This is a genomic window from Acetobacterium bakii, assembly GCF_001263355.1.
GTDB lineage: Bacteria > Bacillota > Clostridia > Eubacteriales > Eubacteriaceae > Acetobacterium > Acetobacterium bakii.
The window spans coordinates 22680-45181 of sequence record NZ_LGYO01000039.1 but is presented as its reverse complement, the minus strand read 5'-3'; the positions used below and the strand labels follow the sequence as shown (position 1 = coordinate 45181).

Genomic DNA, 22502 nt, shown 5'->3' with positions numbered 1-22502 from the left:
CTATTATCTTACCAAACACACACTAGATTGTTTCTTTAATATAATTAAATTAATCTGAGATAATAGAGGTAACTATGTGAAAAAAATAGTAATCGGATGTAGCGTAATCCGGAAGGAAATAGAGAAATATTATGATAAGTCATCGGATTTTGAGTTCGACTGGCTAGAGGATCACCTCCACAACATTCCTGAAACACTTCATAGTAAGCTACAATCAGCGATTGATAAACATATTGACGCTGATGTAATTTATCTTTTGTATGGCCATTGTGGACAAGCATTATGTGGTATTCAAGCGCGGCAATGTCCTGTTATTTTACCAAAGGTTGAAGATTGTATCGAAATTTTACTCTGTCATAATCCGGACGTTAATGAACTGCGACGAACATCCTATTTTATTTCGCAGGGCTGGTTATGAATATGACCGTATTAAAGAAAAGCATGGAGAAAAACGTGCCTTACGTGTAATAAAAGCTATGTATAAAAACTATCGTTATCTAATGTATATTAATACTGGAATTGAAGAAGATCGGGTGCGACATGATTGTTCTACCGTTGCCGATCGTTTGGGTTTGCAGCTCGAAGAAACTTCCGGTGACATTCATCTCATTTTAAATATGTTAAATGGTATAATAGATGATCGCTTTCTAATCATTCTACCAGAAGGTTATATTACAGAAGAAATGTTTCGAAAATAGCGCGTAAGTTGCTTCTAATAACTGAGTCGTTAGATGAGGAAGATTCGGATTTTTATATCGAGTTTTTATTAAATATCTTCCTGCAATTCCATTTTGTGAAAACAAAGCATTTCTTGATCCGTTGCTTGCGGAAAATCCTAATGTTCAGATAATTTGTAAAATTTGATAATAAATAGTAATGGCGGCCATCAGGCCGCCGTAGTTATTTTTTGCAAATGTTTTTAAAGAACGCTTACTTTTCACATTACCTTAAGATTGGGTTCTTGCCGAAGTTAAACATCATCGATCTTGCTTTTATTTTATATCTTAAGTTCTTTCTTTTTAGTAACATGTTATAGAAATACAAACCTAAAAAATTCAATTAGTAATTACACGTTTTAAATAAGCAGCAATAATATCTCCAAAATGATTCAGTTCTCTAGTAAAGATAAAATCCTTGCCATAAATATGTTTTTCCGCTTTTAGGTCTTTTTCATCCCCAGTAAAAATACCCAGAATTAGTATTCCCCTTTGTCGCTCAATTCGAACTTCTTTTGCAGTATCTTCAACACCTCTACCTCCAGAATATGAAGTTACTCCACGAAATTTCTTACTACTGTTCCTTGTAGCTAAATGAATATCATTTGGTTTTCCATCGCTTAAGACAATTAAAATCTTATTCTCCTCTTCCCGTTTATAAAGCGTATCACATACACCCTTTATTGCAAGACCATCTCTGTTGCATCCCTCACAGGCATATTCAAAAATATTTTCATTCTGCTTTAAATCATCATCATAATCGCGGTAACGTTTAAGAATTGTATAATCAATATAACTATTAAATCCATTTACACGGCAAGGAATTCCAGCCTCAACAATAGCGCGTACAATGATGTAAGCTTGAATGGCTACTTTTGATTGTTTCAAAAATTGGGAATGGCTACTATCAATCATCAAATCAACAACATACTCCCCTTTGTTATTGCTTTCCATGCTTTTAAATAGTCTAGTTGATGGAACACGCCCGACACGCCACAACTTTTGGACATTAATTGTCCCAGAGTCACTGGAAATAGAGTACTTTGACCGTTCTGTTTTTAAAGTTTGTATTAATGACTTTTTTAATCGATTTATTGTTGATACATAGATTTGCTGTTTCTCTTCATAAACAGACCGATTCTGTTTCAGGCATTTTCGGGCATGTTTTAAACGTATTTGATTATTATTTCTACTACGTATCAATCCTTCTGTATAATGAAGCTGACAATCTCGATGCGCCTCTTTGCATAATCGACTTTCAAGTCTACTTACTACTGCTCCTTTAAGATATGATTCTCCACAATTGAATTCAACTTTATGACTTTGCTCCTCTACAAGTTCTTTGTCGTCATATCTGAACTCAGTCCGTCCCTTTCCATTCACTGTTTTTTCAAGTTCTGTTATTTCACTTATTTTTTCATTTGAAAGCAGTGAATTTAGAGCTTTTTCAGTAAATTGTCTAGTTTTAACCAATGATCGAGGGTGATTCTCAAAAATGCTTTGTATGTCAAATGGAATATATTCTCTTATCTTAAAAAATTTTGATATAGACTTCATCAATTTTTTCAATTAAATATTGAATATCTTTTGTTTTTGCTACACTTATTAATTCGAATGCTAATTCACGAATGTCCTGTCTTTCCGTTATGATTTTGCCTGCCAAAATCGCAAACACTGAAAAATCAAGTTCATCTGACAAACAATCAGTAATTGGCGACTTTAGTAAATTAATTATCTCTAAACAGGCTTCTTTTTGTATGTCGGCAATACCCGTTCTTTCCACTGATAGGAGATTAATCGCCATAGCATTAATTGCAGGTAAAAGAATTGTTTGAAGTTTTTCCCTGGAAAACCCGGTATAACTCCTCCACTCAACGTATTGGTTAATTAGCTGCCAGTCAACATATTTACGACGGCCACCTGCTATGATACCAAAATATAATGCAGCGTTTTTTGAGAGATTTGTCTTTTCATTTCTTGACATTTCAGCCTCATAATTACCACAAATGGTCCACATTAGATTGATGACGCGATTGTCAAATTCATAATCTTCATATTCCCAGCAATTTTCTGCCATGACTCATTCCTCCCCTCAAAATACTTGCAAATGAAATAAGTATTAAATCTAAAAATATTGCACAAAGACAGCTACTAAAGGTTCCCTTTGTGCAATTAACGAAAATTAACCTAAAATAAATAACATACTTTTCATAAAATTCACTTCAATCTTTATAGGTTATTTTTTCTTCCATTTTATCTCCTTCTTTTCTTTCAACTGAAAATTCTCAAATATTCGATTTTATTAAAGGGTTTCTTCCTTCCAATGCAACTTATTTTTTCACAAAGGTTGCAATTAATATAATCTTTGTCCCCATGATATAAAATACCTGAAACAGTGTTTAATGGAGTCATAAAACAATCTTTTTTTAATGTTACACCTATCTCACCTACATTATTAATTATCTCAAATAAAATGCGGTTGTTTTCTACTGGCCAGTCCGGAAGGGAACCTGGACATAATTCAGCGATATCTTTATAACCAAAGATTTCAGATACGTATTTTTTCACTTCATTCCGTGTTTCCATTAAAATTGCATATTTTAAAATATCAACCACTGATGCCGGATATTTTCCTTTTACAGCATCTAACTCATCCCCAGCAGTAACAATATTTATGAACACTTTTTCTGTTTGACGTAATTTATCAAATAATAATTTACTTACAAAAGTTTGTCCCATCAATGTTACACATCCCTGCTCCACCTTTTCAACGTTACACCATTTTAGAATAGCTCTCGACTTTATCATTTCACCAGTATTTTCGATTATTTCGATAATTGTTTTATATGTTTTTGAGTCCGTGTGAAAATCTTTGAAAACCTCCATTTCATTTATTTCATACGCTATCTTGATTGGATTCAAGACGATTTTTTCCATATAAGGGCACCTCCTCGTTTCGATCGGATTTAATGAATATACAAATCAAAACAGTGAGTATAGACATCACAAGCATTAATTGATAGGCTAATGAAAAACTTCCAGTCATTTTTTTAATGTATCCACCTGCATAATTCCCTATCATAGACCCCACCCCTAATGATAAATTCATCAATCCAAACAATTTTGCGGTTTTTTCTGGTGGTAAGACTCTGGCCACATAGGTTGGATGCAAACCAAAAATGCCATTGTATGTTAGTCCAAAAATAAAACAAGCAAAAAGTGCAGCAGCTCCGTTGTGAATAAAGACAACTGACGCTATTGATAGAATTGAAATTCCATATGCAATAATCATTGCCCGTTTGGCCGAATATTTATCCGCAAAAACTCCTGCAATAAAACCACTAAAAATACCTACGAAACCAAAGATACTCCAAGCAAGTCCAGACATTTGCTCATTTAGCCCTAAATCTTCTTGCATCAACGGTACTATATAACTTTGGAATGGAATCAAATAAAGCCCTGATAAGATCAACAATGCAACTAATATGATATAATATTTGATATATTTACCCGATGCATCATTACCCAAAGCCACATTTTCCGTTTCGTATTCAGCTTTTTTATTGACTTTTTTAATCTGTAAATCAGGTGCACTTTTTAATTTATAGATCCAATAGACACCAACTGCTCCTAAAAGCAAACTGATAATTCCGAAAACAAACCAAACGGTTTGCCAGGTATCATTAGTTAATATGTAGGGAATCAAGAAGCCGTTTAGAATTAATCCAAACGATGTTCCACTCGAAATGATCCCAAGACTTTTTCCTCGATTATCTTCTTGAATATTCTTGGCAACAAACTCTACCATTGGTATCCATGATGTTGCCGCAAAAATACCCTGAAGTGTTACAATAACTAACAAGAGCCATGGATTATTTACGAATGCCAGCACAAAAACACTGATACCACACAGGATTACTGATGAGGAAATCAAGAACTTCACACTAATGTAACTACATAAAATACCACCAAGCAAAGAAAAAAGAAGATAAGCGGCTTGATGACATGCATTAATACGTCCTACAAATTCGTAGTCAATATTTAAGCTGCTCACAATATCCGGAGTAATCATTGAAAAAATATAGCGCCCAAATGCAAATGTAATCGTAATAAAGCCAGTCAGACAAATGACATAAATCAGTTCTCTTGTTCTATTCGACATGGCGTCCACCAACTGCCTCATACACCTTATCTTCAATGCCAATTCCTTGTCCTATACCTTTTTCAGCGTATATAATAAAACCTTCTTTTAGATAGTCTTTAACCCTTTCAGGGGTTAAAATGGTTCTATATTCATCAATACAATTCTCTTTTACAAAGGATATCGATTTCATTTTTTACCTCTTTTCTTTCTTTTTGATATCAACATATTTTTTCAAAATCACTTCGAAATTCACATTCGAAATTGCTACAAAACTTGCAGTCATGGTCTTTATCTGCAGTAATTATATTTTGATCTGCTCCGTAGACATAACCCATCGTTTTTGGTGGATTATACATATACCCCTCGGTAATACTAATATCCAACTCATAATTATCAACCCTTTCTAGAATAATTGCCTGATTTTGTATTGGAATATAATAATCATCCGGACAATATCGTTCTGTTAAAGAAAAGTTTCTTTTTCGATAAATTTCTTCACGTATAATGTGATAAAAGTCATCTGAAGCGTTGAACAAAAGTTGATCGGCAATTTGGTCAACCATCATACCTTTTAAAAAGTTCTTTTGCTCAAAATAGCTAGTACTGAAACTACTAATTTCTGAGCCCAACGTAAGCACCACATAAACGAGATGACTGACTTCACTCAATCCTTCGTGAATCAGACGGCCTATATCTGCTGCCTCGTTTAATGTAAAGGTACCTTTTGCAATCGCATAAGTTGGTATTTCTTGCTCCAATTCCTTATACACTCTATCAAACTCATCATAATGATTTGAATCTTTTGAAATATGCATTTGTTGAAAAACAGCAGCCTTATTAAAACGTAGTGGTATTTCATAAACCATATTCAACCACCTTTCTTTTTGCTCATCAATTATCAATGAGCAACCTTTTTATGATTTAATTTTGCGGAAAAACATCATTTGATTCCCACATATCTCGAATCCGAGTCCGAACCACATCCATTACAATTTCTTTTTCATACTGGTCGAAAGTTTTTCCAATTATTCCCATACTAATAGCATTTACTGGTTTAAGACCACGTCTAATCGTTTTCAGGCTTGCAATTATTCCTCTTAAGTCAACAGATTTTGTCGATATTTCCGAATTCATTGCTTTTTCTTGTAAATCCAAAAATACGCCAACAAACTGAGTTAATAAATCAGTATTTGCATCGGGAAAATTCATATTGAGAATTTGATGAATCGTTTCCTTTCGGATTTGGGGGATCTGAATAGTCATAAATCGTGAAACCAAAGCCTCATTTAAATCTTTTGTCCCGGCATAATCATAATTCATAGTTCATATAAAACGTGTTGCTGGATGGAGATGAATTTTTTCATAACCAGGGACATCAATTACTTTTCGGTAATCTAATGCCGAGTGTAACACAACCAGTGCATCATTTTTAGCCATGTTAATCTCATCAAAAATACCAAAACCACCATTTATTGCACATTCATAAACTGAACCCCTTCGAAGCTTTACCTCATTTTCAATAAAAGTATCCGTTCCAATTAGACTGGCACTATCAGTATTAACATGAAATGAGGTGCTCCATTGAGGTCTTCCAAATAATTGACAAATATTATCAGCTAGTACATTTTTACCAGTCGCCTTTTGACCTGACAATAAAAGATTTTCGCCTTCTAAAATTGCAGTTATGCTCATTTCCCAAATGTCTTTTCCAATAAATATTTCTTTAGTCACAGGGATGCGATCAATTATTTCTTCGCATAACACATGTTCCTTTTTAAAGTAAGCCACATCATCTAAAAGACTTTTTCGAATCCCTTGTTCAATGAGTTTTTGATCAATTTCTTTCATAATATTCCTTTCGATTCAATTACACACCATAGCAATATTTATGTTATTCATATATACGCTCTGGAAATATCTTAGATGTTCCTATTTCGTGTTTTTGTAAACCTTGTTGTGTTTCAGAAATAACATTTTTGTCAGAATGTAATGTTTGAATACCTGTATTGATAGTCACTCTAGGATCACAATGCGTTCCACATGTAAAAGCATCAATAAAAAAGTGCGTTATGCTCTGGATAAATGTGTACCGAAACATGTGATTCACGGAGCAATGCTAATAAAGCAACACCATTTGCTTAAATATTATTGTCATAATTCCTAAACATTTTGCTTTTGATTCTTCGAACCCCTTAGTCAAAATCTCTTCAAGCTGATCAATGCTGTTAAGATTTTCATATGACACACCATAAAACTCACCAAAAACATGAGTGCTTGTAAACGATTGCTTTTTAAAGTTCAACAATTTCTATACTTACTTTCAAAATAAAACCTCTTTCACTTTCTGAATTTGTTATCAAAACACAACACGAAAACATTACATTTTTTCTCTTCTTTGTTATCTATAAAGCAATTTTTATGCCAATTTATCGATCTGAATTTAATTATTCTTCAATCAATCATTAAAATAAGATATCTATGAACAGTATTTAAGACAATTTTTCATTATAACTAACTTTATCTACTTAGACCAATCATATTATTGCAACACCTACCGCATAATATAATTACACGCAACATTATTTGCACAATTAATAATCAGCAATTTGATGCCATTCTTTAGAACAAGTGCAAATCTATTTGCGCTTAGAGTGTCGACAAAGTCATAAAATTCGAATATAATTCTGTTACTTTGTTTTTTTTGATGGAATGATCATGCATTCAACACCTGTTATTATTGATGAAACTGTGATTTTCTTGGTATAACGAAAGCATCGAAAGCGGGTGGTGAAAAGGATGTTAATGTGAAAAAAGATTAAGAATGCAGTCAGATACAACTCGCTTCAATGGATACCATGGTTCCCCTGGATCATCTCCTACGATAAATATTCCACTGGGGTAGTACACTCTTTCACGTGATTCAGAGCAAGCTATCCGGAGAGCAAGTGCAATTTTTCCACCCCGGTTACAGCGTGCAATCAATTAACGCGTTAATATCAGGTTAATCCTAACCATCCTATACCTTTGCGGCACATGCGTCCCCTTGTCCAAAATATAATCCGATATTGGCATAATTACCATTGGCTATATAACAAAATATGTGTATAATTTTGTTATATAAGGAGGTAATTACCATGCCAACAATAAAATCAAGTGCTGAACTACGAAACAATTACAATGAAATCTCAAGATTTTGTCATAATTATTCGGAACCCGTTTTTATTACAAAAAACGGAAAAGGCGATCTTGCGGTAATGAGCATTGAAGCCTACGAGGAAATGAATAATCTTTTTGAATTATACGGACTAATAAAAGAAGGAATGGATGATATTGCAAATAGCAATACCCGTCGCTTCTCTGAGGCAATCTCTTCCATCCGGAGCAGCCGTAACCGATGACTTATGACATCTACATTACACTGCCGCTGAACGAGATCTTTTAAGAGCCTCAGACCATATTGGATTTGTTCTCAAAAATCCAAAAGCTGCCGATGACCTACTGGATGAAGCTGAAGCACAAATCTACTCCCTTGCTGACTTCCCCGAGAAATTTAAGCTGGTGGATGATCCGGTTTTAGCTTCCTGGGGAATTCATTTTGTTATGGTGAAAAGTTACCTTGCTTTTTACATTATATCCGAAGAAACACACCGGGTTACCATTGTGCGTTTTCTGTTTCAGAAAAGCAATTGGACAGCCATCCTGGGTCAAGGCTTCTTATCTCATTGCTGTAACAATCAACAGTCCTGCCTGCCATAAAATGGCAGGTTATATTTCCCAGGTGATCGGTAACTGTTTTCTGCAAGAGGAAATTCCTCACAAATTTACTCGTTATCCAAAATATCGTAAAAAAAATGCGACAAAAAGTAGGATAAAAGCACGACAAAAATAGAGGTAAAATAGCCAGAAATAGCCAGAATTTTTCGATTTTTCACAGTCGGTCATACTTTTAAGTGAATACTAAAAATAATAAATAAAAAAAGAATGGCTATTTAAAGCCATTCTTTCAACAAAATAATATTTTTTACTGGAGCTAGCGGGCGGAATCGAACCGCCGACCTACTGATTACGAATTGGATTACATGGTTGTATTTTAGTATCTTAAAAGCTATTGTAATTTTAGAAACCGCAATTCTAAAGGACTTTCCTGCCATTATATTAATTATAATCAATTCTAAATTGAGTTTAATTTATTCCTGATGTGCATAAATTGTTCATGTCTGTCTTTTTATTACTTCAGGATATCATCACTCTTAGATGACAATATTTATCCTGCCATTATATCCTTTATGGTTTTAATAATGCTTTCAAATTCAATGTCTTTGGCATATTTGTATTTCTCTCTATATGAATTCCAGATATTAAGTATATCCTTGCTTTCGGAAACATCGTTTAGATACTTCTCATAATCTTCAATATAAATTGTACTGTTTCTTTCCTCAGCTTTCTTCCAAATGGCTTTTTCAATTCCGACTTATCGAAATTCGCTTTGTTTAACATCACAAGGATGTACCCTTGGACATCTGGTATCAGTCAAATAAATCTTTCTCTTTACTCAATATTCAGTTTATTGTAGCCTATCCAAAATGTCTCTTATTACACTTTTATAAACTCTTCACAACTTAACAATAATTTTGTTTCTGGCATTTCTGTCTCATATCTTTTCAAATCACGTTTTGCGATTTTGATATAATTCTTTATATCTTCATTCTCAAAAGGCAGGTGATAGATAAGCAATTCTTTAGGATTGACCTTATTGATTAATGCTCTCCCCATCCGATTGTTTAAAAACAGCCAGTTGACAATGAGTATATCGATTCGTTGGCCGGCAAGCATGGTTTCTAATTCTGAGCATCGAAAATCCGTATCCCCCATCACTAAAATGTGACACTCCAAAAGATTGATCTGATATACATAATGGGCAACATCGCGATACTCTTTCCCATCATGTAAGGTTTTATATGCAATCAGTTTTAACCCATTGTCTTCCAGGATCACTCTTCCTTCCCAAAATTCAGTATCTAAATAAGTGATATTCCCTTTTGTATTTTCCAGACTATCACCATCTTTAGGTATGACAATCATCCGGGGCGTATTCAATAAACAATAATCATCTAAATACTTCCCATTAAAGTGATCTTTGTGACGATGCGTAAACAGGATATAGCCCATATCCTCATAAATGCCATGTCCCTCGATGATATGATTCAGTACCTTTTCAGGGACCGGACTGAAACCAAACGGTTCAAATGAATGGATCCCATCGATCAGAACTTTTTTTTCTAAACCAGTAATCAGTAAACCAGCATTGGCAATATATGTAATTTTTATTTCATTCACTGGTATTCTCCTCCTAACATTCACAAATAATAATTATTAATTATTATTTGCCGCCAATGAAACTCATAACTCAAAGACTTCTGTTCATCAAGATATTTTTCTAATCAAACCACTGGATGGCTTTTATGCCTGCAATAAACTTCTGGAGACTCTAAATCATCGAAATGTAAAAGCCAGAATCTTTATGGGAATTCTTAAAAAAAGAGCTTTATGGATATAATTGCCGTCATTCCAATTATCAGATATCTAAATAATCTTTCATTTATTCTTTTGATAATGAATGCTCCTAAAACAGCACCGATGCCGATAAATGGAATCATAAGTCCCGTTAATGCAAATGTTTGTACCGTAATATTTTTCCACACGAATACTTGCATCGGGAGTTTGGTTATATTTACGATAAAAAAGAACCATGCAGTGATTCCCAGAAAATTTTCCTTTTTAACACCTTTTGCCAGCAAATACACACTGAAAATCGGTCCTGCGGCATTTCCGATCATTGACGTAAAACCTGCCAGGATTCCAACCAGAGCATACAGCCAGGTCTTATCAGGGATTTTTATCTGATCAGCTTTTTTTTCAAAATAGATTAATAAAAACAGACAAAGTAAAACCGATATTGCAATAAGGCTTTTAAATTGTTCATCATTGATATAGCCGCCGATAACCAAACCGAGTATCAGACCCAGAAATGTCCATGGCAATAATTTTAAAATATCTTCTTTTTTTGCGTTGCGTTTATAATAAAGCAGCGCAAAAATATCCCCTACAATCAGCATGGGAAGAATGATTCCCGTTGATGCTTTTCCACCAAACACTGCAGCTAATATGGGGATTACCAATGTGAGTAAACCACTGATGCCAGTTTTCGATACACCAATTAACAGTGCTGCAAAAACAATCCAAATCCACTGGACAAGTTCTAAATCCGGAAATATTCCCATTGTAATTTCTCCTATTGTTCGTTATTTGTGACTTTACCGTTGTTATATTAAATTCTTTAACTTAACATTTCCGGATTTCGCTACCCTCGGTGGTTATATTTTCCGCAAACTTCCCTGATCCAGCCCGTCCACGCCCATGGCGATCATTTTATCAATGCTTTCCTGACCCAGCAGGCTGATCTGTCTATGCCAGTTGCTTCCGTAGGCATCACCTTTGATGCCAAAATCAACCATGCATTCGCCAACCTCGATGGGTTGTTTGATCACAGCTTTTTTAGTACTAGTGTTGACTGCTATTACCTTTGCCATTCTTATTCCTCAATTCTTTCATAAATTTCATGTTTAAAACGGTTTTCCCAATACTTTTACGTCAATTAAATGAAATCAGCCGCCAATCATATTCATTTTACGCGAAGATGAAAAGGCCTCGCCGAAGTGATGTCCCCTTGGTTTATCAGCAATGATTTGTCTGATGATCTTTTCAAAGTTTTCTGGTTTAAGACCAAGAGCATCTCTAATGTCTGCTTCTCCGTTATTTCCCAGACAAGGCCGTATCTTTCCGTCAGAAGTCAACCGAATGCGGTTACAGTCCGAGCAGAACTGGTGGGTCATGGGTGAGATAAATCCGATTTTTCCAACATATCCTTCCATCCGGTAGTAAACTGCCGGCGATCCTTTATCTGTACGCTCCAGATACTGAAGGCCTGGTCGGGCATTGATGACGTCATCATTGTGAATGATCTTATCCGCATTCTTTTCACCGAAGCTGCCCATGGGCATGAGTTCTATAAACCGAACTTCAATTGGTCTGTTCCGGGTTAGTTCAATGAGCGCATCAATTTCATTATCATTGATGCCTTTAATCAGAACGGTGTTGATTTTCACCGGGGTCATACCCAGTTCCAATGCCAGATCAATTCCTTCCATGGTCTTCTTGAAATCGCCGCCGCCGGTAATGTATCTAAATTTTTCTTCGTCCAGGGAATCCAGACTGATGTTAAGCCTATGAAGACCTGCCACATTTAAATTTCTTGCCATCTTAAGCAAATTAACGCCGTTGGTGGTCATGCAGATATCCTCGATGCCATCAATTCGAGAGATTCTGCTGATGATCTCGCAGACATCCTTCCTCACCAGAGGTTCCCCGCCGGTAATGCGGATCTTTTTAATGCCTGTTTTAACCATGGCCCGGGTAATCTTTTCGATCTCTTCCGGGGCCAGATTCTCCTCCTGGCTGTCCTTGCAGTTTTCACCATCAGGATCACAATAAATACACTTCAGATTGCATTTCTGGGTAACCGAGATTCGCATATATTCAATTTTTCTTCCATATTGATCCAGCATATTTCTCACCAGCTTTCATTTAACCTAACTTAATTATGGGATTTTGTATTTTTTAAATTTTATTCAATTATTTCCATAAATACTTCGATAAGACCACCGCAAACCATTCCATCTTCCTCTGCATCCACTCCAGTCATGTCAACTGAAATTAATTCAGACTTCCCGGTATTTTCGCTGATCATACTAAAAGCACTTCTTTTAATTTCTGCTTCGGCGCAGCCTCCGCCAAGGGTTTCCACCGTCCGGCCATCTTGAAAAATCAACATCTTTGTTCCCACTTCTCTGGGTGCCGAACCTTTTCTGCTGATAATCGTTGTCAGCACTTTCTTTTGTTGGTTATCCTCGCTGTTATTAATGGCTTTAATCAATTCTTTGGAATAACCGCAGCTTTCTTTTTTCTGATTTTTCACTTGTATCAGTTCCGCCATAATCGATACGGCAATCTCCACCGGTGTTTCAGCATTAATCTTTAAACCAATTGGTGTATGTACTTTTTCCAGATACTTTGCATCCATGCCTTTTTCTTCTAATTGGTCTAAAACTTTTTTGACCCGAAGCTTACTGCCAATCATTCCAATGTAGGCATTTGTTTTTTCTATGATTTTCTCCAGACAAATCTGATCATAGCGATGCCCCCGTGTAACTATCACAAAAGATGTGTTCTTATCGCCTTTTATTTTTTCAAGTCCCTGGTCAAAAGGATCGCAGATAACCTCATTTGCTCCGGCTCGTGCGGCATTATTGGCAAATGAAAACCGATCTTCAATAACCGTAACATGGTAATCTGCCATTAAACCGATTTTTATTATGGGTATGGCCACGTGGCCGCCACCGCAAATAACCAGTTTCTTTTCAGTGCCTAATATTTCACAAAATATCCGATTTCCACCAATGCATAGCATTCCAGTTTTGGTTTCTTTAGAAATCGATATTAGATTATTTCCAAAAATGCCGTCTACTTTTGATTCAAAAATAATTCTACCTTTTGAAATAAACGCTTTTTCTCCGAAGTTTTCACCTTCCACCACGGTAGCAATTATATTTTTATAACTGGAATTGCTTTCGCTGATTTTCTCATAAAGTCCGCTCATACTGTTTTCTCCATCCAATTTTTAGCTATCACTTATTTACACACCTTTTCCAAAACCACAGTTTGGAAATGTACAAAGGTCACAGTTCAGACAGAGTCCGCCCTGCCCCAACATGGTAAAATCTCGAATTCTAAGACGTTCATCCGTCATGATTCGGGGCAATACCAAGTCAAAGATGGTTCGTTTTGCATACATAACGCAACCCGGAAGTCCGATAATCGGGATATTGCCTTTGTAATAAGCCAGTAAAAACATGGCTCCGGGAAGTACAGGTGCTCCGTAAGTAATCATTTTTGCGCCGGTATTTTTGATGGCAAGGGGTGTTCGGTCATCGGGATCCACACTCATTCCGCCGGTGCAGATAATCATATCTGCGCCTTTTTCCAAAAGTGTCATGATGGATTCGGTAATCATCTCGTGATCATCATTTGAAACAATATGCCCAATGATTTCCACATTAAATTCCGCCAGTTTATCTTTGATGACCGGAGTAAAGGTATCTTCTATGCGCCCATGGTAAACTTCGCTACCGGTTGTAACAATGCCGACTTTTTTGTGCACGTATTTTTTAATTTCAAAAATCGATCCTTCCCCACATACTTCTTTTGCACGATTCATTTTACTTTCTTCAATCACCAGCGGAATCACCCGGGTACCGGCCAGAAGGTCACCTGCTTTTACAGGAAAATTACCATGCCGACTGGCAATCATCATCTCGCCCAGGGCATTGACCTTATTCATTTTTGCCGAATCGATTTTTAACACGCCATCACAGGTCGCAATCAGCTCGATTTTTCCTTCCTTTATTTTAGAAGGTTTCATATGCTCACCCTTGCACAGTTCATAAAGAATCTCAGCTGCATCATTTTCATGGAGCATGCCTTCTTCCTTTTCCCACACATACAGGTGCTCTTTCCCAACCGATAACAACACCGAAATATCTTCTTCTCTCACCGTATGGCCCTTTGAAAATACCGCATCTTTTGTGACGCCTTTAATGATTTGTGTAATATCATGACAAAGAACACTGCCAACTGCATTTATTGTTTCAATTAATCTCATTGTTTTTCTCCATATTCTGAATTATTTATTGCTTCTTCTACCATTTCTTCTACTTTTTTTGCCTGAAAATAAGATTGTCGGTGTTTTACTTTAGCCACTAAACTCCTGCATTTTTTTCTGCTTTGTTCAAATCGTTCATCAATGGTCACATATTGGCACTCCTGCACTTTTTTATCCGCCAAATAGACAATGACATTTTCGGTGATATGAGTTTCGTCGTATAAAGGTAACTGATGATGGACAGCAACCACATTGGCAACCAGAGAATAACTTTCTGAGCTCATCCAGTCAGCACCTATTTTTGAATGATCCTTTTCTGCTCTGGCTATATCATGAAGCATCGACGCTGCTTTGATTAAATTTCTATTCAAATCAAAATTTTTAACGATTAACTGATCTGTCCATTCCAATGCTAGTTCCATAACTTTTCTGGAGTGGGCAATAATTTGTTCCGATACATTGAATTTTTTTAACATTTCGTCACATTGTTCTAATGTGGGAATTATTTCAATTCTTTTCCCGGCAAACTTTACATTGAATGTGCCATTTATTTCTTCTATTAGATTGACGCTTCCATAGGCCTGTGAAATTTCCTGGGCATTATCCAATTCTAAACCTAACCACTTGCTTAGAAGTCCTTGGTTTACACAGGCATGGGCTACGATTGCCAGGTCACCTTCATGCTTCTCCAACAGTTCCTTTAAACACGGTTCAGTTCGCATTAAGACGTCATTAAAGGATTCTCCCCCGGGAAACGGCAATGTTGATAAATGTTTCCCTCGCTGTTCATAATATTCAGGATATTTTTTCTTGATTTCCGGAAATGGTAAACCATCCCATAGCCCTGTGTCAATTTCCTGAAGTTCATCCGCAATAACTATCGGGTATTTCCCGTTTGAAATTATATCCGCCGTCTCACGGCTTCTTGCCATCGGGCTTGAAATTAATGTTAATATTCTGTTTTCATCAAAGTATCTTGAAAGCTTTTTTGCTTCTATTTTTCCTTTTTCACTCAGCGACAAATCATATTTACCAAGACAGCATTTTAGTCCATCTGGAAAATTTGGTTCGCAATGACGGATTAAATAGATATTTCTCATTTCCTACTCTCATTTCTTATGGTTTCATTAAAATAGCAGTGCCGTGGAAATCGCAGAGAGGAATTAAAAATAAGTTTTGCTCATTTAAATATTCATCGACTGCTTTTTTTACCCCGGGAAATTGCATACTGTTATAATCGTGGATTAACAGCACGCCACCGGCGCTGAGACGGGGATAAAAATACTCTAAACCGCGGAGTGTGGGTTCATATAAGTCAGCATCCAGATTGACCAGGGCATACAGAATTTCGTCCCTGGGAATCGTCTTTGGAAATCGGCCTTTTAAAATAATAGCCTGCTTCGGATAAGGCAGATTCTTGCGTATATATTCCTCGCTGGTATCAGAAAAATCGCCTTCTTTTGCTTTTGACAAGCCCTTTTCGATTCTCAAATCTTCTGCCTGAAAGCCCTCGAAAGTATCAAAAAGGTAGAGTTTACGCTCTTTAAAATTTCGATTCAACTCACTGGCAAATTTTCCCTGATAGACTCCTAATTCAGCAATGGCACCCTCAATATTTCTTCTTTTAATTTCTTCTGCAATCAGCCGAAGTTCTGCAAGCCTGACATCATATTTATTTTTAAAATCACTTGCATGTTTGATGCTGCCTTCAAAACCAAAGGTTCTGATTTGCTTTTCTATTTCACTGGCCGCATCCATATTTAATGTTCCTGTCCAAATGATATCCAGATTAAAATCCATTATTTGATCTGGCTTACTGATCACTAAACCGGAAAGATGTGATCCCCATTTCGCAGGATTATTATCAAAACAAGTAACAATTTCATAATCACTCGCGATCAGGTTCATTAACGCAGTTCCACCTTGTCCGGCTCCAAAAATACCAGCTTTCATCTACTTGTGACCTCCTCAGCTCGAATCATTTATTAAATAATTCTGTATTTATAAAACGTTTTCAGCTATTCGTTAATTATTTTGAATTGCTTTTAAAATTGCGGTTCGAATGTTTTGCTAAAACAATTCGTTTTTAAAAAAAATATTTTTCAAATATCTGATCCACTTTATCCTTTGATTCACTTTCAAATTTTTCGTATTTTTCTAAAAATTCAATACCTTCTAATGTTAGGATGGTTTTACCACCATTGCTGCCGCCTCTTTTTCGATGAACGATGGTGTACCCCAGCTGTTCTTCAACCTGATTAATCATTTTCCAACCCTTACTATAGGAAAGATTCATTTGAATGCAGGCATTTTTAACCGATTCATTTGTATTGATGAGTTGCAGCAACTGAGCCGTGCCCATTCCGAAAAACGATTCTTGATTTTCGATTGATACGCGTACTTTGGGTTTTAACTTTCTTTTATAATATAAATCTAATAATTTATTGAAATCGTCTTTTGTATCCACATCAATTAAAATACCTTCATCTTCAACTTCCACATTGATATGTTCAAAGTTACAACTCTCAACAGCTCCCATTAATCCGCGATTGCCCGTATATTCCAAGATCCTGGGTATGACTTGGGTGTTAATCATTAGCGGATGTCCTTTGATTCCTTTATGTATGGGACTCACGAAAACACCATCTGTTTTTATGATCTTTTTCACTGTTTCACAGGTAAATAATGGAATATCAATGGGTGTGATTAAAATCCTTTTACATTTTTTCTCTAAATATTTCAAGCCGATTTTTGCGGAATCAAACATCTGGGTCGTTGCAAAATCTTTATTATGAACACAGATAACGCCCATTTGATTCACCTGTTCTTCAATAATTCTGGCTTTATTGCCGGTTACCAACACAATATTTCTTATTCCGGCATTCTGAAATGTTAATATGATCCGTTCAATTATAGTAAGCTTTCCGATTGGCAATATCGGTTTAAACTCGCCCATGCGCGATGACATGCCTGCTGCTAAAATCACGACGCCTACATTTGCTGCCTTCATTCAATCACCTCATTTAAAGATTGCTGACTCCATTTAATGGGAGTCAGCTTTTCTTGAATTACAAAAATTATTTACTTAGAACCGGCAGGGTTGAACCGCCAAATGGCATGACCAGAACTTTAGAATCATAGCCAAGATTATCAAAGGCTGATCGTAAAGCTTCCTGTACCGATGGATAAGGCTTCATAAAAATGGATTTCACAAGTTCCGGTTCCATTTTCGAAACAAAGTAAATATCACTTTTTTCTAAAACCATTGCGATAGCTGCCGCTTTATGTCCGCCGAGTTGAAAATCATTTTTGATTCTTTCAATCAGTGACTGAGAATCCGGCGCTGCTCTTAGCCATTTTTCAAAGGTCTTTTCACCGAAGCCTTCTTCACAGGAACCAACCAGAATAATAATGCCCCCCTTGCGGACTGCATGCTTGGCGTTATCAAGCGCCTTCTGTGTTTGGTAAAGATTCAGATCTTTTGGAGCACCGCCTTGAGAAACAATGACAATATCAGCTAATTCTTCAATTTTCTTGCTGTAAATTCTATCAAGAAATTTACAGCCCTCTCGGTGTGCTTCAATATAGTGTCCTGCCACAGCATGGATCACGTTCTTCTTCTCATCCAAAACCACATTGACAATAAAATCGATAGGACAATGCTCAATGGCTTCTTCCAAATCCATTCTTACCGGATTATTATCGATCTTTCCTGCCACAGCCAGTGGGTCCACCATGCAGCTGTGATTCATTTGGATGGCTTCTCGTGTGGAAACTCCTGGCATTATGGCCTTGGCGCCGCCACTGTAACCCGCAAAATAATGGTATTCGATATTTCCCAGACAAATCCGCCGATCTGCCTCTGCCACAATTCGAGTAATATCTACCGGAGTTCCGAGCCTGGTTTTTCCCATGTGCACAAAATCTTTTGAATCACCATCCACACACTTGATTGTGGAATAAATATGATCGCCCACTAATTTTTTCATTTCTTCCGCCGTGTGTTTTCGGTGACTGCCCAGAGCAAAGACTATGGTAATATCTTCACTTCTAACACATTTCTCTTTTAGTTCTTTCAAAATTCCAGGTAATACAATATATGAAGGTAACGGGCGCGTGATATCGCTGGTAATGATTACAATTTTTTCGCCCTTTTTAATAATGTCCTTTAATCGTGGGGTTCCAATTGGATTATTAAGGGCATAGCTGACCGCCTCACTACCCACTAGGGATTTCTCAATTGAATTTGACTTGAGTATCCCTAATAAATTTTTATCTGGAATGTTAACTTCCTGTTTTTCTTTTCCAATTACAATTTCTATTTTCATCAGATTACTCCAGTCTGCTAGATGCGGCTAACGCCGCTATCTTTGGCAGCCTTTGCTACTGCATTGGCCACTGCGTCTTTAATACGAGGATCAAATGCATTTGGAATAATATAATCTGCTTTTAATTCTTCCTCAGTTACCAATCCTGCAATGGCATAGGCTGCCGCAATTTTCATGGCGTCATTGATATCACTGGCTCTTACATCCAATGCACCTCTGAAAATTCCAGGAAAGGCCAAAACATTATTGATTTGGTTTGCAAAATCACTGCGTCCGGTGCCAACAACTGCAGCACCGGCCTTTAAGGCGAGATCCGGCATAATTTCAGGTGTGGGATTCGCCATTGGAAATAAAATGGGATCTTTTTTCATGGAAGCAACCATTTCTTCGGTTACTGTATTGGGTGCGGAAACGCCGATAAACACATCCGCATCCTTCATCACATCAGCAAGACTCCCTTTTACTCTTTCTTTGTTTGTAATTAATGCAATCTCCTGCTTGTCCTGGGTAATCCCTTCCTGACCGACGTAGATAGCACCTTTTCTATCACACATGGTGATGTTTTCCAGACCAACCTTTAAAAGAAGTTTTGCAATGGCAATCCCAGCTGAACCGGCTCCATTCATAATCACTTTCATGGTCTTGATGTCTTTTCCCGTTAATTTTGCAGCATTTAACACCGCCGCCAAGGTAACAACGGCCGTTCCGTGCTGGTCATCATGAAATATTGGAATGTCACAAATTTCTTTGAGTCTTTTCTCTATTTCAAAGCATCGGGGTGCTGCAATATCTTCAAGGTTAACACCGCCGAAGCTTCCTGCTAAAAGGCTGACAACTTGTACAATTTCATCAACGTCTTTGGAACGGATACATAGGGGTATTGCATCCACATCCCCAAATTCCTTGAATAAAACACATTTTCCTTCCATAACCGGCATACTGGCTTCAGGGCCGATGTCTCCCAGTCCCAGAACCGCAGTTCCATCACTGATAACAGCAACGGTATTCCAGCGTCCGGTTAATTCATAACTTTTACTGATATCCTTCTGAATTTCTAAACAAGGCTGTGCTACCCCCGGGGTGTAAGCCAGGGATAAATCATCCTTATTGCTAACTGAAACCTTTGAGCTGACTTCCAGTTTGCCCTTCCATTGATAGTGTAGTTTTAATGACTCCTGTGCATAATCCATTTTAATAACCTCTCTAAATTTCCTACTTACTTGTTATGGTGTTTACTATTCTTTAATTTCTGAACCATGCATCAATGCTTTGACAACCGGCAGGGTTTCTCCTGTTAAGAACCGGATCAGGGCGCCGCCGCCGGTGCAAATGTAATTGATTTTGTCGCTTAAATTATATTTATTGGTTGCTGTGATGCTGTCGCCGCCGCCAACAACGGTGTAGGCCGTTGTTTTTCCCAGAGCGTCCCAAACATTTTTTGTTCCGTATTCAGTGATTTCCTCTTCAAAAATCCCCATGGGTCCATTGGTGAAAACTGTTTTGGCACCAAGGATGATTTCCTGAAATTTTTCTGTGGATGTATGACCGATGTCCACCAGCATTTCGTCAACCGGCAAGTCAGAGAGTTTAACTTCTTTTCTGACCCCGGCTTCGAGGTAGGCTAAGTCAGAGGGCAATTCAATTTTATCTTCATATTTAGACAGCAGGTCTTTTGCATCTTCGATATATTTCTCGAACCCTCTTTTTTTGATGAAGGCTTTGGATTTTTCTCCGATGTCAAAACCTTTTGCCAGAAGCATGATGTTTCCCACCAAACCGCCGGCCAGAACCGTATCGGCAATTCCTTTTCCTAGGACACTGTTCATCATAATGAAGGCATCGGATATTTTGGCGCCGCCTAAAACAAAGACTGACGGCCTTCCCGGATTTTTCGTAATGCTTGAAAGCACGCTGTACTCTTCTTCAAATAATCTTCCCATTGCAGAAGGCAGTACTTGCTCAAAACCGCAAAGGGAGGGTTGATCCCGATGAGCTGCCGCAAAAGCATCACAGACATATAAATCGGCCAAAGGGGCAAGTTTTCTCACCAATAGTGTTTTTGCCTGATCCTCATGGCTTAATTTTAAATTCATTTCGAATAACGTTTGTTCCTCAGCTACAAAACGGACATTATCCAGTAAGAGAATTTCTCCGGCATTCAAGGATTCGATGGCCATTCTGGCAGTGGGACCGCAAACATCATCAATGAATTTTACATCCTTATTCAGCAGCTCTGATAAAACCTTCGAATGGGGTTCTGTGGTATAAAAGTTCTCGTATTCGATGTCGCTTCCCTGATGGGCCAGAATAACAAGCTTTGCACCCTTATCGGACAATTCCCGGATGGTGGGAACGCAGGCCTTAATTCTCGTGATGTCTTTTAATGTATTTTTTTCCTTGTCCACCGGTTGATTAATATCCACCCGAAGCAGCACTGTTTTGCCAGAAACTTCGAAGTCATCTAATGTATTAATTCCAAACTTCATTGATTGGTTCCCCTTATCGACAATGACAATTTAAATATTTGTTTGTCGCTTCCGTTCCTTCTTCTCGTGTTTTTTGCAAGCCGGTTGCCGCTCTGATGGCATCCATGGTCTCAGGAATGGTGACACTTTCCTGGGGAATGTTAATGGCAAACATAATATCGTTTTCGCTTTCTACGATACAGTCTTCCCATAAACCAATTTCATACATATCGCCTCTGGTGTTTCCTAAATCTCTGGCATATCGGAAGAAAGACGCATTTCCCTGGAAACCATCATCAATTTTCACCACTCGAATTCTCGGATGTTTTTTAAAAGCTTCCAAAGCCATTTCCTTGGTGATTTTTTTCTTGCCGGTTGCTAATACCGTAATGATATGGCCATGGGTTACCGGTGTATGAACCAGAATTCCAGTTGCATCAACGTGTGGCATGATGGTCATTAAATCCACAGCCTGATGTGAAGGTGCCTTATCCACCTGGAGTGCATTGGTTAAACCGCGGTGATAATCACCGGGATCGGCAACACGTCGGATTATGGTAATGGCAACTCTTTCGACTCCGCCACAATTGCGGTCCAGACAATCAACGGCTCGAATAAGGCCGGTTGTATTACAGCTTGTGAGTTTTAAATAATCCTGATCCACGCCCTGTTCGTAATTGGCATAGCCGTGAAAGAACACATCTGCCACTGAATTTTGTTCGCCGCCCTGGAAAATTGCCTTGACGCCTTTGGCTTTATAAATTTCTTTATTTTTAACGCCTACACCACCCGGTGATGAATCCAGCATAATATCGACCTGATCAACCAAATCTTCAAAGCTTCCTTTTATTGGAATATCCAATGCTTCGAACTCTGGTTTGCGATTCATATCAACCAGAAACAGGTTATAAGGCATGCCTTTTTCTTTTAATGCCCTTATCGAAAGTGTCGGTGCCAAATCGGCTACCCCAACCAATTCCATATCTCCCTGAAGTGCAACTGCATCTGCCAGTCTCTGACCGATAACGCCGTACCCTGCTACCCCTACTTTAATTTTTTTCATATTATTTT

24 protein-coding genes and 2 pseudogenes are annotated in these 22502 nt (G+C 37.4%); 4 read left to right on the top strand and 22 right to left on the bottom strand.

Annotation, left to right across the window (positions count from 1 at the left end; all coding sequences use genetic code 11):
- Positions 1-76: 76 nt before the first annotated feature.
- Both AKG39_RS21000 and AKG39_RS20995 read left to right on the top strand, forming a co-directional pair.
- Positions 77-418 (top strand): DUF1638 domain-containing protein, encoded by a 342-nt coding sequence (locus AKG39_RS21000; protein WP_479714967.1) that lies wholly within the window; start codon positions 77-79, stop codon positions 416-418.
- Positions 372-698: a DUF1638 domain-containing protein gene (locus tag AKG39_RS20995; protein WP_479714966.1), complete on the top strand. Its 327-nt coding sequence runs from the start codon at positions 372-374 to the stop codon at positions 696-698. Before AKG39_RS21000 ends, AKG39_RS20995 begins: the two co-directional genes overlap by 47 nt.
- A gap of 357 nt (positions 699-1055) precedes the next feature.
- On the opposite strand, the gene AKG39_RS14450 is transcribed toward AKG39_RS20995, so the two are convergent.
- The 9 genes and pseudogenes from AKG39_RS14450 to AKG39_RS20915 all read right to left on the bottom strand — a co-directional run.
- The gene (locus AKG39_RS14450) at positions 1056-2285 is read right to left on the bottom strand and encodes a hypothetical protein (RefSeq protein ID WP_242852625.1); all 1230 of its coding nucleotides are present in this window, start codon (positions 2283-2285) and stop codon (positions 1056-1058) included.
- Entirely contained in the window at positions 2248-2793 is a 546-nt protein-coding gene (locus AKG39_RS20535; RefSeq protein WP_050741114.1) for a hypothetical protein, read from the bottom strand. The genes AKG39_RS14450 and AKG39_RS20535 overlap by 38 nt, the downstream gene beginning before the upstream one ends.
- A gap of 194 nt (positions 2794-2987) precedes the next feature.
- Positions 2988-3653, bottom strand: coding sequence for a hypothetical protein (locus AKG39_RS14440; RefSeq protein ID WP_050741113.1), 666 nt, complete (start codon positions 3651-3653; stop codon positions 2988-2990).
- Entirely contained in the window at positions 3613-4878 is a 1266-nt protein-coding gene (locus AKG39_RS14435) for an MFS transporter (RefSeq protein WP_050741112.1), read from the bottom strand. Before AKG39_RS14435 ends, AKG39_RS14440 begins: the two co-directional genes overlap by 41 nt.
- A complete protein-coding gene (locus AKG39_RS14430) occupies positions 4868-5050 on the bottom strand; it encodes a hypothetical protein (RefSeq protein ID WP_050741111.1) in 183 nt (60 codons plus the stop codon). The genes AKG39_RS14435 and AKG39_RS14430 overlap by 11 nt, the downstream gene beginning before the upstream one ends.
- 28 nt (positions 5051-5078) lie before the next feature.
- On the bottom strand, positions 5079-5726 hold the full coding sequence (locus AKG39_RS14425; RefSeq protein WP_050741110.1) for a 5-methyltetrahydrofolate--homocysteine methyltransferase: 648 nt from the start codon (positions 5724-5726) through the stop codon (positions 5079-5081).
- 55 nt (positions 5727-5781) lie between these two features.
- Positions 5782-6180, bottom strand: a complete 399-nt coding sequence (locus AKG39_RS20990; RefSeq protein WP_479714965.1) for a hypothetical protein — start codon at positions 6178-6180, stop codon at positions 5782-5784.
- 3 nt (positions 6181-6183) lie between these two features.
- Entirely contained in the window at positions 6184-6708 is a 525-nt protein-coding gene (locus AKG39_RS20985; RefSeq protein WP_479714964.1) for an AAA family ATPase, read from the bottom strand.
- Positions 6709-6911: 203 nt separating this feature from the next.
- Positions 6912-6986 (bottom strand): annotated as a pseudogene (locus tag AKG39_RS20915) (adenosylmethionine decarboxylase); the annotation flags it as partial.
- Positions 6987-7994: 1008 nt separating this feature from the next.
- On the opposite strand from AKG39_RS20915, the gene AKG39_RS14410 reads away from it, so the two are divergent.
- On the top strand, positions 7995-8258 hold the full coding sequence (locus AKG39_RS14410; protein ID WP_050741108.1) for a type II toxin-antitoxin system prevent-host-death family antitoxin: 264 nt from the start codon (positions 7995-7997) through the stop codon (positions 8256-8258).
- 58 nt (positions 8259-8316) lie between these two features.
- Positions 8317-8616, top strand: coding sequence for a type II toxin-antitoxin system RelE/ParE family toxin (locus AKG39_RS19410; RefSeq protein ID WP_242852626.1), 300 nt, complete (start codon positions 8317-8319; stop codon positions 8614-8616).
- A gap of 837 nt (positions 8617-9453) precedes the next feature.
- Here AKG39_RS19410 and AKG39_RS14400 read toward each other — a convergent pair.
- The 13 genes and pseudogenes from AKG39_RS14400 to AKG39_RS14340 all read right to left on the bottom strand — a co-directional run bounded on the left by AKG39_RS14400 (position 9454) and on the right by AKG39_RS14340 (position 22494).
- The gene (locus tag AKG39_RS14400) at positions 9454-10197 is read right to left on the bottom strand and encodes an MBL fold metallo-hydrolase (protein WP_050741106.1); all 744 of its coding nucleotides are present in this window, start codon (positions 10195-10197) and stop codon (positions 9454-9456) included.
- A 194-nt stretch (positions 10198-10391) separates the two neighbouring features.
- Positions 10392-11141 carry a sulfite exporter TauE/SafE family protein gene (locus AKG39_RS14395; protein WP_050741105.1) on the bottom strand — a complete coding sequence of 250 codons (750 nt, stop codon included), beginning with the start codon at positions 11139-11141 and terminating at the stop codon, positions 10392-10394.
- 82 nt (positions 11142-11223) lie between these two features.
- Positions 11224-11450, bottom strand: a pseudogene (locus AKG39_RS14390) (MOSC domain-containing protein); the annotation flags it as partial.
- A 75-nt stretch (positions 11451-11525) separates the two neighbouring features.
- A complete protein-coding gene (gene moaA / locus AKG39_RS14385; protein ID WP_050741103.1) occupies positions 11526-12485 on the bottom strand; it encodes a GTP 3',8-cyclase MoaA in 960 nt (319 codons plus the stop codon).
- Positions 12486-12544: 59 nt separating this feature from the next.
- Complete coding sequence (locus AKG39_RS14380) at positions 12545-13576, bottom strand: XdhC family protein (protein ID WP_050741102.1); 1032 nt, start codon at positions 13574-13576, stop codon at positions 12545-12547.
- 36 nt (positions 13577-13612) lie between these two features.
- Positions 13613-14638, bottom strand: coding sequence for a molybdopterin-binding protein (locus AKG39_RS14375; protein WP_050741101.1), 1026 nt, complete (start codon positions 14636-14638; stop codon positions 13613-13615).
- Positions 14635-15738 carry a histidine phosphatase family protein gene (locus AKG39_RS14370; protein ID WP_050741100.1) on the bottom strand — a complete coding sequence of 368 codons (1104 nt, stop codon included), beginning with the start codon at positions 15736-15738 and terminating at the stop codon, positions 14635-14637. The genes AKG39_RS14375 and AKG39_RS14370 overlap by 4 nt, the downstream gene beginning before the upstream one ends.
- Positions 15739-15754: 16 nt before the next feature.
- Positions 15755-16591 carry a TylF/MycF/NovP-related O-methyltransferase gene (locus AKG39_RS14365; protein WP_050741099.1) on the bottom strand — a complete coding sequence of 279 codons (837 nt, stop codon included), beginning with the start codon at positions 16589-16591 and terminating at the stop codon, positions 15755-15757.
- A gap of 133 nt (positions 16592-16724) precedes the next feature.
- A complete protein-coding gene (locus AKG39_RS14360; protein WP_050741098.1) occupies positions 16725-17648 on the bottom strand; it encodes an NTP transferase domain-containing protein in 924 nt (307 codons plus the stop codon).
- 67 nt (positions 17649-17715) lie between these two features.
- Entirely contained in the window at positions 17716-18966 is a 1251-nt protein-coding gene (larAH6, locus tag AKG39_RS14355; RefSeq protein WP_050741097.1) for a nickel-dependent malate racemase, LarAH6 family, read from the bottom strand.
- Between the two features lie 17 nt (positions 18967-18983).
- Positions 18984-20156, bottom strand: coding sequence for an NAD(P)-dependent malic enzyme (locus AKG39_RS14350; RefSeq protein ID WP_050741096.1), 1173 nt, complete (start codon positions 20154-20156; stop codon positions 18984-18986).
- A gap of 45 nt (positions 20157-20201) precedes the next feature.
- Positions 20202-21452, bottom strand: a complete 1251-nt coding sequence (locus AKG39_RS14345) for a phosphoglycerate kinase (RefSeq protein ID WP_050741095.1) — start codon at positions 21450-21452, stop codon at positions 20202-20204.
- 13 nt (positions 21453-21465) lie between these two features.
- Positions 21466-22494: a type II glyceraldehyde-3-phosphate dehydrogenase gene (locus AKG39_RS14340; RefSeq protein WP_050741094.1), complete on the bottom strand. Its 1029-nt coding sequence runs from the start codon at positions 22492-22494 to the stop codon at positions 21466-21468.
- Between the last annotated feature and the right edge of the window lie 8 nt (positions 22495-22502).

What these genes read in the sequence shown, in the direction of transcription:
- AKG39_RS20995 (WP_479714966.1), top strand. Translation starts at nt 372, where the DNA reads ATGAACTGCGACGAACATCCTATTTTATTTCGCAGGGCTGGTTATGAA.
- AKG39_RS20535 (WP_050741114.1), bottom strand. Translation starts at nt 2,793, where the DNA reads ATGGCAGAAAATTGCTGGGAATATGAAGATTATGAATTTGACAATCGC.
- AKG39_RS14440 (WP_050741113.1), bottom strand. Translation starts at nt 3,653, where the DNA reads ATGGAAAAAATCGTCTTGAATCCAATCAAGATAGCGTATGAAATAAAT.
- AKG39_RS14435 (WP_050741112.1), bottom strand. Translation starts at nt 4,878, where the DNA reads ATGTCGAATAGAACAAGAGAACTGATTTATGTCATTTGTCTGACTGGC.
- AKG39_RS14430 (WP_050741111.1), bottom strand. Translation starts at nt 5,050, where the DNA reads ATGAAATCGATATCCTTTGTAAAAGAGAATTGTATTGATGAATATAGA.
- AKG39_RS14425 (WP_050741110.1), bottom strand. Translation starts at nt 5,726, where the DNA reads ATGGTTTATGAAATACCACTACGTTTTAATAAGGCTGCTGTTTTTCAA.
- AKG39_RS20990 (WP_479714965.1), bottom strand. Translation starts at nt 6,180, where the DNA reads ATGAATTATGATTATGCCGGGACAAAAGATTTAAATGAGGCTTTGGTT.
- AKG39_RS20985 (WP_479714964.1), bottom strand. Translation starts at nt 6,708, where the DNA reads ATGAAAGAAATTGATCAAAAACTCATTGAACAAGGGATTCGAAAAAGT.
- AKG39_RS14410 (WP_050741108.1), top strand. Translation starts at nt 7,995, where the DNA reads ATGCCAACAATAAAATCAAGTGCTGAACTACGAAACAATTACAATGAA.
- AKG39_RS14395 (WP_050741105.1), bottom strand. Translation starts at nt 11,141, where the DNA reads ATGGGAATATTTCCGGATTTAGAACTTGTCCAGTGGATTTGGATTGTT.
- moaA (WP_050741103.1), bottom strand. Translation starts at nt 12,485, where the DNA reads ATGCTGGATCAATATGGAAGAAAAATTGAATATATGCGAATCTCGGTT.
- AKG39_RS14380 (WP_050741102.1), bottom strand. Translation starts at nt 13,576, where the DNA reads ATGAGCGGACTTTATGAGAAAATCAGCGAAAGCAATTCCAGTTATAAA.
- AKG39_RS14375 (WP_050741101.1), bottom strand. Translation starts at nt 14,638, where the DNA reads ATGAGATTAATTGAAACAATAAATGCAGTTGGCAGTGTTCTTTGTCAT.
- AKG39_RS14370 (WP_050741100.1), bottom strand. Translation starts at nt 15,738, where the DNA reads ATGAGAAATATCTATTTAATCCGTCATTGCGAACCAAATTTTCCAGAT.
- AKG39_RS14365 (WP_050741099.1), bottom strand. Translation starts at nt 16,591, where the DNA reads ATGAAAGCTGGTATTTTTGGAGCCGGACAAGGTGGAACTGCGTTAATG.
- AKG39_RS14360 (WP_050741098.1), bottom strand. Translation starts at nt 17,648, where the DNA reads ATGAAGGCAGCAAATGTAGGCGTCGTGATTTTAGCAGCAGGCATGTCA.
- larAH6 (WP_050741097.1), bottom strand. Translation starts at nt 18,966, where the DNA reads ATGAAAATAGAAATTGTAATTGGAAAAGAAAAACAGGAAGTTAACATT.
- AKG39_RS14350 (WP_050741096.1), bottom strand. Translation starts at nt 20,156, where the DNA reads ATGGATTATGCACAGGAGTCATTAAAACTACACTATCAATGGAAGGGC.
- AKG39_RS14345 (WP_050741095.1), bottom strand. Translation starts at nt 21,452, where the DNA reads ATGAAGTTTGGAATTAATACATTAGATGACTTCGAAGTTTCTGGCAAA.
- AKG39_RS14340 (WP_050741094.1), bottom strand. Translation starts at nt 22,494, where the DNA reads ATGAAAAAAATTAAAGTAGGGGTAGCAGGGTACGGCGTTATCGGTCAG.